This window comes from Synergistota bacterium (assembly GCA_021159885.1).
Taxonomy (GTDB): domain Bacteria; phylum Synergistota; class GBS-1; order GBS-1; family GBS-1; genus AUK310.
The window spans coordinates 25,179-36,987 of the sequence record JAGHDO010000049.1; the positions used below are offsets into that span (position 1 = coordinate 25,179).

Genomic DNA, 11,809 nt, shown 5'->3' on the forward strand with positions numbered 1-11,809 from the left:
TAACATAATTTGTGATATAATTTTTCTACCATGGAGGAGCTGGTTGACAGAATAAAGCGGGAAGGTAAGGTAATAAGCGATACGATACTGAAAGTAGATAGCTTCCTTAATCACAAGGTTGACCCCTTTCTCATGAAGAAAATTGGCGAGCGGTTCGCAGAGATCTTCGAAAATGAAAGGATCACAAAGGTAGCAACGGTTGAGGCCTCGGGGATATCAGCGGCGATCTTTACCGCTTTAGCGCTTAAAGTCCCCCTCATTTTCGCGAGAAAGAGAAGACCCATCACCCTCGGCAGAAAAATATACGAGAGAAAGATTACTTCAAGAACCAAGCTTAATGAAACCATCATTACATTATCGGGAGACTACATAGACGAAACAGACCGAGTGCTTATAATAGATGACTTTCTCGCAACTGGAGAAACGATAAAAGCTCTGTGCGATATGATAGAGGAGTCTGGCGCATCAGTAGCCGGGATAGGTATATGCATAGAGAAAACCTTTCAGAAGGGGAAAGAGCGCCTTAAGAAATACAGGATCGAATCCCTTGCTAAGGTAGAATCGCTAAAGCCCTTAAAAGTAAGATGATAATAAAGCTGATCTTGCCCGAAGAACCTATTGATTACGAGGAATGCTTTAATTTACAAAGAAATCTCGTTGAGAAGGTTTTAGATAAACCGGAAACCGGTTATCTTCTGCTTTTAGAGCATACCCCCGTTTTAACGCTCGGCAGAAGAGCTAAAAGAAATCATATCCTGGCTTCCGAAGAAACTCTTAGAAAAGAGGGAATAAAAGTTGTTGAGACGGATCGAGGCGGAGACATAACCTATCATGGACCGGGACAGTTGATATCCTATCCAATCATATGTTTGGATTGCGGTGTAAAGGAATATGTCTGGAGGCTTGAAGAAGCTATTATAAGGGTTCTTAATGCATACGGCATCAAGTCAGGAAGAAAGAAAGGTTACCCCGGCGTATGGGTAGATGAGCGAAGAAAGATAGCCTCCATAGGCATCGGAATCAGGCGAAGAGGAAAGATATGGGTGAGTTATCATGGGACCGCCTTTAACGTTAGCCCCAATCTAAGGCACTTTTTGCTTATAACCCCCTGTGGTTTAAGCGGAGTAGAAATGGTCTCTATCAAAAGCTTAACCAGAAAATCACCCTCTATGAAGGAAATCAAGCATCTTTATGCAGAAGAGTTTAAAAAGCTATTTCCCAAATATGAAATGATACCATCTCCTCTGGATGAGTTTTCTTATCCTCGGTAAAGCCCTGTAAGCCGCTTCCTCACCAAACGCTATGATTTCAGGAGCTTTATTAAAGTCGCCCGATTGTATTTCATCCACCCTCGGTCTTATAACGACATCAACATAGGGCTGATTCAGCTCATCCTCGGTTATTCTCCTGAACATTATATCTATAGCCTGAAGTAGAACCTCTTTTGAGGGAGGAGGCGGAGGCTCTTTCACTTCCTTTCTACTCTCGAGTCCCAAATTCCCCTCGCCTCTTTTGCGCTGGAAAATGCCATTCCAGATTCTTCTCCAAATAGAAGAACAGCCACGCTTATATCTCTTAAGCCTGAGTCCAAGACCCGGAGAGACATCCACGCCTATTATAACTTCCGCTCCCATCTCCTTGAGAACGTCCACTGGAACGGGATCCACAACCCCACCGTCCACGAGAAATCTTCCATTGAGATAAACCGGAGAGAATACGCCCGGTATGGCAATTGATGCTGAAAGAGCGAGAAACATATCCCCTCTTCTAAAAACCACCCTCTCTCCGGAAAACAAATCGGTAGCGACAATAGCGGTGGGTATGGTGAGATCTTCGATAACCCTTCCCTCTAACCTATTTTCAAGAAAGGCAAGAACCTCTTCTGGTTCAGGGGTTCTGAATTTCGGCATAAATAGCGTCATTAACTTTAGAATATATCTCCAGTTAAAGCTATATACAAGCCCCTCAATATCTTTCGCCCCTTCTCTTCCCGAAGCATAGCAGACTCCCACGATAGCCCCTATGCTCGAACCGGCGATAAAGTCAATCGGTATTCCTTCTTTCTCCAGAACTTTCAAGACCCCTATATGGGCAAGCCCTCTCGCAGATCCCGCTCCAAGGGCGATCCCAACCTTACGATATCCCTTAGCCATTTTTTAAAATTATATCATGCAAGAAAAAATCTTGACATAATTATAAGGATATAATATCCTGAGAATAACTATACATCTTTTAACAGAGGTGGAAAAAAATATGAGAAGAAGAATTGAAGCCATATCAAAGTTCCTCTTCATTCTTTCCATGATAGTCATGGTCTCCTTAGAAGGAGTAGTTTTCTATAATGTGATACTAAGGTATATATTCAGAAGGCCAACCTTTTGGTCAACTGAGGTAACCTCCTTAATGCTGGTGATACTGACCTTCCTCGCCATAGCCGAAATAGCCAGAGGAGATAGACACATAAAGTTTAGTCTTATAATTGACAGGCTTTCTCCAAAAAGCAGAGGCATCCTTAAGCTAATCAGCTCCCTATTTGGAATCCTGTTTGCGACCTTTTTAGCGTGGGAAGGAGGAAAAGCCACACTGATGGTTTACCTGAAGGATATGCATACCCCGTCACTCCTTGGAACTCCCTTATATGTATTCTACATATTCCTACCTATAGGAGCGATAGCCCTCGGCGTTCAGCTAATAATCAACATAATAGATGAGCTTGAAAAAATTAAGGAGGGAAGCAAAACATGAGCTTTGATATGGCAGCGGTAATAGCCCTAAGCGCTCTCTTGATTCTCATGGCTCTTGGAACTCCCATATTCATATCCTTAGCGCTTTCCGGAATTATGGGCATCTATCTCATAACGGGAATTAAGGGGCTGTTTCAGCTTCCCGCATCCATACTATCTCAGCTTAACAGCTTTATACTGGTTGCCATTCCTCTTTACATACTTATGGGTGAACTCATATTCGTAAGCGGTATAGGGAGAGATATTTATAACGCTTTTAGCAAGTGGCTAAACAGGGTACCCGGGGGACTGGCAATAGCAACCATCTATTCTTCTGCCTTATTTGGAGCAATGTGCGGGGTAAGCATAGCGGGCGTTGCTGCTATTGGAACTATGGCTATACCTGAAATGCTTAAAAGGGGCTACGATAAGAAGCTTGCCGCCGGGGCGGTCGCGGCTTCCGGAGCGCTTGCGGTTCTGATACCTCCAAGCATTTCATTTATCCTATACGGCTCGCTTTCAGGAGAATCAGTGGCAAAGCTCTTCATCGGGGGAATAATTCCCGGTGTGATACTCGCAAGCATGATGGCGGGATACGTGCTAATAAAGGTAATGAGAAAACCAAACCTCGCTCCGAGGGAATTCGCGCATGTAAGCTGGAAGGAAAAATTCGCCTCGCTTAAGAGACTGTGGGCCGTGATCTTTCTTATAGTATTCGTCTTGGGAGCAATATACACCGGTATAGCCACTCCAACAGAAGCAGCCTCGATAGGCGTCGCGGGAGCTCTCATCATAACGATCGTTTACCGAACCATGAACTGGAAAACCTTCGTTTCCGCGGTCTCAAATGCGACAAGAGTAAGCGCCTCGCTTTTGATAATCTTAGCGTGCGCGTATACCTTCAGCCAGTTTCTTAACCTTATCAGACTTCCCGAGAGAGTAGCAAGATGGGCAACTGGAATAGAGCTTCCCGGAATAGCGGTCATACTTATATTTATGGGCGTTCTCATAATTTTGGGTTGTCTTATAGATGGAGCTTCTCTCATAATAGTCACTACCCCGATAATGCTACCTGCGGTTAAGGCTCTCGGTTTCGATCCACTATGGTTTGGAATTTTGATGGTACTAAACGTAGAGATAGCGGTTATAACCCCACCAGTGGGACTGAACTTATATACGTTAAAGAGTATAACAGATAAACTATCTATAGATGAGATAATAAGAGGGACAGCCCCATACATAGTCGTTGATGTAATCTGTCTTCTTCTCTTCGTCTTCTTCCCGTCCCTCGGGCTCTGGTTACCAAATACGATGAGATAAAGGGAGGTGAAAAAATGAGAAAGTGGATTTTCATCCTCGCGATCACCGGTTTGATTATTTCAGGATCTATAGCGTTTGCCAAAACCATAACATTTAATGTGGCATCACACGTTCCTCCAAGCTACAGGGATATTCTTCCGTTAGAACAAGCTTTCGTAGATGATATCAATGTAGCGGGAGGGGGAAGAATCAAGCTTAACTTCTATCACTCAGGCACGTTACTTAAGGTTAAGCAGCTTATCCCAGGCCTCGAAGCCGGAACCGCCGAGATAATCTTTCACACCACGTCGCATACGACCGGAAGCTGGCCCATAATGGGAGGACCATCATTACCTTTCCTATTTAAGAACTCCTATGACTTAAGAGAGCACCTTAAGATAGGACAGCCTCTCTTCAAGCTTATGAAGAAGGTTATGCTCGAAAAGCATGGTATCGTCTTTTTAGCTTACGGAGCCATGCCGATGGAATACATTTGGACCGCCAAGAAACCCGTTAGAAAGCCGGAAGACATGAAAGGTCTGATAATCAGAGTCGGAGGAGAAGCAGAAGCGGAAGCGGTAAAAGCTCTCGGAGGTTCTCCCGTATTTATGCCCTCCGCAGAGCTATACGAGGCACTTCAGAGAGGAACAATCGACGGCGTTATATGCTACCCTGGAACGATAGGTGGAAGATCCCTTCAGGAGGTTCTCAAGTACTGTACGAAGGTACCCATAAGCGCATATGGAAGAGGCATTTACATGAAGAAGGAAACCTGGGATAAGCTTCCAAAGGACGTTAAGAAGATCATTCTCCTTGCAGCATATAAGTATGACTATCGTCATCTGGAATATGCCGAGGAGGTACATAACAAGGAGCTCTGGCCCAAGTTTAAGAAGGCGGGCATGCAGGTTATAGAACCCCCACCCGAGGTAGTCAAGAGGTTCAGAGAGATCTGCAAGCCAACCTGGGAAAAATGGGTCAAGAAGGTCGGAGAAGAGCTCGGCAAAAAGTTTATAGAGCTTGCAACGAAATAGCAGCAAAAAGCACGGGGGCGGAAGGATATATATCCTTCCGCCCCCCTCATTAAGGTGAAAGGAGGAAAGAAGCGCTTGAAAAGGAAGCCCCCATGGATCAGAATAAGGCTACCCAAGGCAGGCAAAATGGAAGGCGTGAAGAAAATCCTTAGAAAATACAAACTTCATACCGTTTGTGAGGAAGCCAAGTGCCCTAATATATGCGAGTGCTTTTCTAAGGGTACCGCTACCTTTATGATACTCGGAGATATATGCACGAGAAACTGCGCCTTTTGCGCCGTGAAGAAGGGGACCCCCTTTCCGGTCGATGAAGAAGAGCCAATCAGAGTAGCACAGGCCTCAAAGGAGCTCGGATTAAGGTATGTCGTTATCACATCAGTCACGAGAGATGACCTTGAAGATGGAGGAGCAAGCATATTTGAAAGATGTGTAAGAGAACTTAAAAAGCTAAAAACCGTTGAGGGAGTGGAAGTTTTGATACCCGACTTTGAGGGGAAAGCGGATGCCTTAAGAAAAGTTGTGAGGGCTGAACCAACCGTCATCAATCACAATCTCGAAACCGTAAAGAGGCTCTACCCAAGGGTAAGACCAATGGCTGACTATGAAAGATCGCTTGAGCTCCTTAAGCGAGTAAAGAAGATGAATCCATCTATAATAACCAAGTCTGGGATAATGGTAGGCTTAGGAGAAAGCGGAAAAGAGGTTATCGATCTTATGAGAGACTTAAGAAGCGCAGAGTGCGATATAATAACCATAGGACAGTATCTCCAGCCCACGGGGAACCATCTACCCATTGAGAGATTTATCCCACCAGAAGAGTTCAAGCGATATGAAGAAATCGCTTACTCCTTAGGCTTTAAGCTTGCTTTCTGTGCTCCTCTCGTAAGAAGCTCCTATAGAGCCGAGGAAGCGTTAAACCTGCTGAGAGAAAGAGAGGATACATCAAGAGAAGTTCTTCCATAAGCTATGAGCTCGCTCACGAGCTTACCGGTTATAGCAGATAAACATATTCCATCTCCTTCATGCCCACATGCCAACACCAGCCCGTTGAGATTATCTATGATAGGCAAACCATCAGGCGTCCAGGGTCTCAAGCCTGCAAAGCTCCTTATTACTCTAATATCAGCAAGTACAGGAACAATGCTAAAAGCGGTTCTCGCCAAGCGCTCCAGAGCAGACGAAGAAACCCCTTTGTCATAACCCACGAATTCTCTCGTTGCCCCTATTAAAAAATTCCCATGATGCGTTTGTTCAAGTGCGAGTCCTTCCCCTCCACTGGTTTTTACACCATATTTCGCAACTATATACCGACTTGACATAATCGTGTGATTAAGCAACCTCTCTACCGGCTCCGTAACGAGAATTTGTCCCCTTCTCGGCTTTATAGGAATGGATATTCCGAGACTCTCTGAAACGATAGGAGACCACGCTCCCGCAGATATAACGACGATCTCAGCTTCGTAAACGCAATTTGCCGACGTTAAGATCTTAAAGCCATCATCATTGGAAAGCCTCTCTATTCTTAAAACCTCCTCTCCTTTGGCTATTTCCACCCCGTTTAAGCGTGCACCTTCAGAAAAGGCAAAGGTTAAAAACATAGGATTAATTTGACCATTTTGAGGAGAGCGCACCGCACCCGCGATATCGTGAGACAAAGAGGGCTCGACCTCCCTCGCTTCCCGTGGACTTAAAAAGTCTATTTCAAGACCCGTTGTTCTTCTCTGCTCCATCACAAACTTTTCCATAAATGGAAGGTGGCTTTGGTTTTCTATGACTATCATGCCAGGTAACTCTCTAAACTCAAAATCCAAGGGCAGGTTGCCTGAAAGCTTTTTAAGAATAGCAAAGCTTTCCAAAGCCATCTCAAGATGTATTCCACCCTTTTTAGAGAGAAGAGCCAATATACCATCACAAGCACCTGACGCTCCCCCCGCTATACCGTTCTTCTCTATTAGGATGATTCTTCTCCTCCTTTTTAAAATCGAGAGGTGATAAGCTATGGAACAGCCTATAACTCCGCCACCCACAATAGCAACATCGTAAATCCTCATGATCCTAAGCGAACCTCGCTTTCACCTTATAAACTAAAAAGGCTCCTCCCAGAACTGCCAAGGCGATCAAGAAGGAAAGAATCAAAGGCATTATAGGAAACGGCAGTAGCAAGGCTATGAAAAAGAATATGACCCTTTCTGGAAGAGAAAGATGCTTAAAAAACCACCCCTCAAGCGAAGAAGCCAAAAAGATAACCGATATAAAGGCAACAGCAAAAGTTAGAACTATTTCCGTAGCCGTTCCATTCATTATCAGAGCAGGTCTATAGACGAATATATATGGAACGATGAACCCAGCCAAAGCGAGCCTGAAAGCTGTAAATCCGGTCTTCAAGGGATCGGATCCTGCTAAACCCGCAGCTGCATATCCCGCTATAGCAACTGGGGGAGTTATAGCAGCGAGAATAGCGAAATAAAAGACAAAAAGATGTGTGCTTAATATGTCTACGCCGAGCTTAAGCATTGCGGGAGCGCCAACTGAAGCAGCTATGACATAAGCGGGAGTCGCAGGCAAGCCCATGCCAAGCATGATAGAGGTCACCATTATAAATATCAGTCCTATAAGAAGATATCCATGCGAAAGAGAAACTATGAGGCTTGAGAACGTCAGTCCTATACCGCTATTTGTAACGACCGATATTATGAGGCCAGCACCAGCACAAGCGACCGCCACCATGACCGCATTATAGGCTCCGTAAACCAAAGCGTTCCACAGCTTTTTAGGAGTCATCCATGTAGATCTCCTGACATAGCTCACCAGGATAGCCACTACTATGGATGCAAACGCCGCCATATAAGGGGTGTACCCTATTATGAGAAGATATAAAAGCACTGCCAGGGGAACGAGGAGATAAGCGGTCTTAAGCACGCTACCCCACGAAGGAAGCTTGCTTTTATCGACAGGTTTAAGGTCGTTCTTCACCGCCTCAAAGTGAACCATCATACCAACCGCGAAATAGTATAGAACGGCTCCTAAAGCTGCAGCTTTACATATCTGGATATAAGGAACGTTTATCATCTCAGCCATAACGAAGGCACCTGCTCCCATTATCGGTGGCATAAGCATCCCCCCAGTTGAAGCGGCTGCCTCAACTGCTCCAGCAAAAGCAGGCCTATAACCGAGACCCTTCATCAGGGGAATGGTGAACGTCCCCGTAGTATAAACATTAGCAACCGCCGCTCCACTTATCGTTCCAAACAGCCCACTCGAAATAACCGCTATCTTGGCGGGACCTCCCCGAGAACCTCCCGCAGCCCTACAAGCAAAGTCGGTAAAAAACCTTCCAACGCCGGTTTGATGAATCACTGAACCGAACAAAACAAAGAGAAAGACAAAAGTCGCCGATATCCCAGTTATCGATCCGTAAATGCCTTCATCCTTCAGCAGAAAAAAAGCCTCCATCCCATCGGAGAGAGACATTCCCTTAAAGTGAAAAGGACCAGGAATAACCTTGCCAAGGAAGAAAAGATAAGCTATAAAAACTACAGCCAACAGAGCCATCATTGGAGCAACTGCTCTACGCATAGCCTCTATGAGACATATCACGGCAATCGCCCCGAGAATTATCTGCACGGTGGTCAGGGGAGTTACGAACTCAAACCTTCTATTCAGCTCATCCACATAAACTATGCTATATATCGATGGCAATGTTGAGAGGATCGCAAGAACCCAGTCGAAGAAGGTAGGCTTATCATTAGGAGACCTCTTAGTGGCAGGAAAGAGAATAAAAGCAAGCGGTAATAAGAAGAAAAGATGCATCCCTCTCTGGACCCTGGGTTCAAAAACCCCAAACGCCGCTGTATAAAGATGAATCAGGGAACATACAGTCGCCCATCCACCAACGATCCATTTCAATCTTCCGGTAAGCTCTCTCAATTTTCCTCCTCCTCCGAAAAAGACGATAAACTAAACGATAACTATAAAAGAGGGCGGGAACAAGCCCCGCCCTCAATGAAGGGGCAAGAAGATCGAACCGCTATTTAAGGTATCCCTTTTCCCTGTAGTATTTCTCCGCTCCAGGGTGCAGAGGCCCACCCGTGTTTTTCCAGCCTATTTCTGGCTTAAAGGCCGCCATACTCGCGTGAATCTGCTTCAACCTGCTTACATTTTCACAGAGAACCTTGGTCAGCTTATAAACAACATCTACGGGAACCTTCCTGTAAGCCATAATAACGCTTGCCATACCGAGACTCCTTATATCCTTCTTGTTAGACGCCTTTGGATAAGCGGAATGAGGAACGATTATTACCTTATATCCCATGTCCTTAACGAGCTTATCACAAAGGTCATCCGGGAAATCCAAAAGATGAAGCTTTCTTCCCATGCTCATCTCAACAACCGCGGAAGCGGGATAAGCGAGCATGTTGAATACGAAACCGACATGCCTATCCCTAAAGAGGGTTACCTGTTCAGCATAGCCCGCGTAAAAGACCTTTCCTCCAGCCTTTTCTATATCTTTTACGCTCAAACCGTAGAAAGCAAGTATCTTATTGAATGAAAATTCATCTGCGCTCCCTACCTTTGTAACCGCTATTCTCACGGGTTTTCCCTTCTTTATTAGCTTTATAAAGTCCGCTATCGTGTGAACACCCGCATACTTGTCATCCGCGGCAACGAAGTTCAGAGGCGATGGAGAAAAATCCGCTCCAACCGTGGTTAAATCTGGATAAGCCCTCTTATATGGAAATCTTCCCTTAACTGCAGCGTTTATGAACGGAGACAAACCCCAGCCAAACGGCGTTTTTCCAGTACCAACTCTTATAGAATTAGCAACCCCAGCTCCTGGAAGGACTTTAATGTTGATATCAGGACACTTTTCCTTGACCAACTCCGCTATGCCCGCCGCCATGGTATACCATCCGCCTCCAACCGCTCCGGCACACCATTCATACGTAGCAGCAAAGGCAACACCAGATAGAGCCACGATCAATAGCCCCGCAACCACCCACTTCCTCATAACCGCTCACCTCCCGTGTTTTTAGAGATCCCCAGGATCTCGGCCAGCTTCCTGCCATCTCTTCCCCTTTTAACATCCACAACCGGTATCCTGGAAAAGGAAAGCTCCTCTTCGAGATTCACATCCACGAGCGCAGGCTCATACCCATTCTCGGTTCGCTTAAGATAAAAAGTAGAAACCGTTATGGCATTTATCCTTAAAGGATTCACAACGCTGAGCTCTCCTCCCCTTAAAATATGCCTCTTAAGTCTCAGATAGGTTCCAACCAGATCTTCCGAAAGCAGGAAATTTATACCATCTTTAAGAACGATTTTTCGGGCACCTCGAAGCATCACATCCTCAGGCACGAATTCAAGCGCTTCCCCCACAGAAGCATCCTCTGGCACACTTGCGAAGAAATTAAGCGCCTCGATCTCAAGTTTAAGACCATGCAAACTTCCCGCTCTGATTATGCCAGTAGACACAATCAGCTTATCCACGACTTTTAGGGGATACACCCTGTTTATTGCGCCATCAACCAGAACAAGATCGGCTCCTTCCTCAAAAAGCATCTTAAGCAGTAGTTCAAGATCTTTGAGCTTATTTGGCCCTGCAAGAACAACCCTCATATCTCTTTCAAGCCGAGCTACGATGACCTCACCCAGTGGCGTAAACATCCCCGTCTTTCTCACGATTTTAAGCCTATCGATTATACACTTCCGAGCCGTGGCTATTAAATCTCCCTCTTGAAGGAAGTATTTAGGCTTTGGCAAGCCTGTTATATTGTCAACGTCCTCGCCGTCGTATCCTATACTCGTTAAGGCTATCCTCCTACGTAATGGCCTAACACTATCAAGCACAGAGACAAGAGCGGTAGTTTTCCCCACATTTTTAGCGAGTCCGGCGAACCCCACGGATATCCTATTTTCTGAAGACACTGTTTCTCCCAGCCCTACCGGGATTTGCCCCCTCCTCTTTGCTTCCCAGCACGCCCTCATACAGAGATCTAACGAAGCCCATTCTGGCAACCCGCTCAAGCGTCTCTCTTATCCCCTTTCTCAACTCAGAAGCCCACTTAAGAGCATTTGAACTATAAGAGATCTTACAGGTTCCGAAAAATCTTAATGCCTCCTTAACCCCTCTGAGCGTATCTATGCGAGAAGCTACCGATATAGGTCCCCGGGAATAGGCTTCATCGGTGGAAGCAACGGTTATCGCATCTACCTTAAGCGAGCGTGCCAGAGCAGCATGAAATGCTGTGGTCAGGGCAGACTGAACTCTTTCCTCAGTGTGAGTCATGAATCCTATGGGCTCACCGGGCCAAATAGGAGCATCCACTATTTCCTTGAGAGCTATTATTTTCGCAGCGTTATAATCAATATAGTTATCATTCATATATCCCTTTATCATAACATCGGGGGAATAGCAGAAAAGCGGTTTTAGAATAGGCTTAGCCCCAAGCTTCAATCCCAAAGAAGCCATTATAAGCATGCTCGCGAACGCCTTATAAGCAGGGACACCTCCAAGCTCCTCGTTCGTTGGAATATCGAAGGGAATTCCAAACTTCGCCGAGATCCTCAATGCCTCAACGCCATCTACCGTGAGTCTCTCAGGGTCGGTTCCCCCGTTTAAAGAACCATATGGTATGTTTATCTTGGTCAGGTCTGCACCGAGATAGCCTGCGTAGAGGGCAGTCTCAGGCGTATTAATACGCCTGAGACTGCCCTCTACGCAGGCTATCTCGGTGCAGACCTGACCAAGATAAA

At 45.6% G+C, this 11,809-nt stretch carries 12 protein-coding genes; 6 read left to right on the forward strand and 6 right to left on the reverse strand.

Annotation, left to right across the window (positions count from 1 at the left end; genetic code table 11):
* The first annotated feature begins 30 nt into the window (after positions 1-30).
* Together J7M13_04505 and lipB are read left to right on the forward strand one after the other, a co-directional pair.
* On the forward strand, positions 31-588 hold the full coding sequence (locus J7M13_04505) for a xanthine phosphoribosyltransferase (GenBank protein MCD6363243.1): 558 nt from the start codon (positions 31-33) through the stop codon (positions 586-588).
* A complete protein-coding gene (lipB, locus tag J7M13_04510) occupies positions 585-1,271 on the forward strand; it encodes a lipoyl(octanoyl) transferase LipB (GenBank protein MCD6363244.1) in 687 nt (228 codons plus the stop codon). Before J7M13_04505 ends, lipB begins: the two co-directional genes overlap by 4 nt.
* Here lipB and J7M13_04515 read toward each other — a convergent pair.
* Positions 1,212-2,153: a patatin-like phospholipase family protein gene (locus tag J7M13_04515; protein ID MCD6363245.1), complete on the reverse strand. Its 942-nt coding sequence runs from the start codon at positions 2,151-2,153 to the stop codon at positions 1,212-1,214. The two genes, lipB and J7M13_04515, sit on opposite strands and share 60 nt — an antisense overlap.
* A gap of 100 nt (positions 2,154-2,253) precedes the next feature.
* On the opposite strand from J7M13_04515, the gene J7M13_04520 reads away from it, so the two are divergent.
* Genes J7M13_04520 through lipA form a run of 4 tightly spaced genes read left to right on the forward strand, consistent with a single transcriptional unit; the run spans position 2,254 to position 6,019 of the window.
* Positions 2,254-2,745: a TRAP transporter small permease gene (locus J7M13_04520; GenBank protein MCD6363246.1), complete on the forward strand. Its 492-nt coding sequence runs from the start codon at positions 2,254-2,256 to the stop codon at positions 2,743-2,745.
* Complete coding sequence (locus J7M13_04525; GenBank protein ID MCD6363247.1) at positions 2,742-4,043, forward strand: TRAP transporter large permease subunit; 1,302 nt, start codon at positions 2,742-2,744, stop codon at positions 4,041-4,043. Before J7M13_04520 ends, J7M13_04525 begins: the two co-directional genes overlap by 4 nt.
* 14 nt (positions 4,044-4,057) lie before the next feature.
* On the forward strand, positions 4,058-5,056 hold the full coding sequence (dctP, locus tag J7M13_04530; protein MCD6363248.1) for a TRAP transporter substrate-binding protein DctP: 999 nt from the start codon (positions 4,058-4,060) through the stop codon (positions 5,054-5,056).
* Positions 5,057-5,110: 54 nt separating this feature from the next.
* Positions 5,111-6,019, forward strand: a complete 909-nt coding sequence (gene lipA, locus J7M13_04535; protein ID MCD6363249.1) for a lipoyl synthase — start codon at positions 5,111-5,113, stop codon at positions 6,017-6,019.
* Here the strand turns inward: lipA and J7M13_04540 are convergent.
* The 5 genes from J7M13_04540 to J7M13_04560 form a co-directional block, all read right to left on the reverse strand.
* The gene (locus J7M13_04540; GenBank protein ID MCD6363250.1) at positions 5,950-7,107 is read right to left on the reverse strand and encodes an FAD-binding oxidoreductase; all 1,158 of its coding nucleotides are present in this window, start codon (positions 7,105-7,107) and stop codon (positions 5,950-5,952) included. The two genes, lipA and J7M13_04540, sit on opposite strands and share 70 nt — an antisense overlap.
* A gap of 4 nt (positions 7,108-7,111) precedes the next feature.
* Positions 7,112-8,983, reverse strand: coding sequence for a TRAP transporter fused permease subunit (locus J7M13_04545; GenBank protein MCD6363251.1), 1,872 nt, complete (start codon positions 8,981-8,983; stop codon positions 7,112-7,114).
* A 100-nt stretch (positions 8,984-9,083) separates the two neighbouring features.
* Positions 9,084-10,064 (reverse strand): TAXI family TRAP transporter solute-binding subunit, encoded by a 981-nt coding sequence (locus tag J7M13_04550; protein MCD6363252.1) that lies wholly within the window; start codon positions 10,062-10,064, stop codon positions 9,084-9,086.
* Positions 10,061-10,981: a hypothetical protein gene (locus J7M13_04555; protein ID MCD6363253.1), complete on the reverse strand. Its 921-nt coding sequence runs from the start codon at positions 10,979-10,981 to the stop codon at positions 10,061-10,063. The genes J7M13_04550 and J7M13_04555 overlap by 4 nt, the downstream gene beginning before the upstream one ends.
* A partial coding sequence (locus J7M13_04560; GenBank protein MCD6363254.1) for a cobalamin-binding protein occupies positions 10,965-11,809 on the reverse strand: 845 nt, incomplete at its 5' end. The genes J7M13_04560 and J7M13_04555, both read right to left, overlap by 17 nt.

What these genes read in the sequence shown, in the direction of transcription:
- J7M13_04505 (MCD6363243.1), top strand. Translation starts at nt 31, where the DNA reads ATGGAGGAGCTGGTTGACAGAATAAAGCGGGAAGGTAAGGTAATAAGC.
- lipB (MCD6363244.1), top strand. Translation starts at nt 585, where the DNA reads ATGATAATAAAGCTGATCTTGCCCGAAGAACCTATTGATTACGAGGAA.
- J7M13_04515 (MCD6363245.1), bottom strand. Translation starts at nt 2,153, where the DNA reads ATGGCTAAGGGATATCGTAAGGTTGGGATCGCCCTTGGAGCGGGATCT.
- J7M13_04520 (MCD6363246.1), top strand. Translation starts at nt 2,254, where the DNA reads ATGAGAAGAAGAATTGAAGCCATATCAAAGTTCCTCTTCATTCTTTCC.
- J7M13_04525 (MCD6363247.1), top strand. Translation starts at nt 2,742, where the DNA reads ATGAGCTTTGATATGGCAGCGGTAATAGCCCTAAGCGCTCTCTTGATT.
- dctP (MCD6363248.1), top strand. Translation starts at nt 4,058, where the DNA reads ATGAGAAAGTGGATTTTCATCCTCGCGATCACCGGTTTGATTATTTCA.
- J7M13_04540 (MCD6363250.1), bottom strand. Translation starts at nt 7,107, where the DNA reads ATGAGGATTTACGATGTTGCTATTGTGGGTGGCGGAGTTATAGGCTGT.
- J7M13_04550 (MCD6363252.1), bottom strand. Translation starts at nt 10,064, where the DNA reads ATGAGGAAGTGGGTGGTTGCGGGGCTATTGATCGTGGCTCTATCTGGT.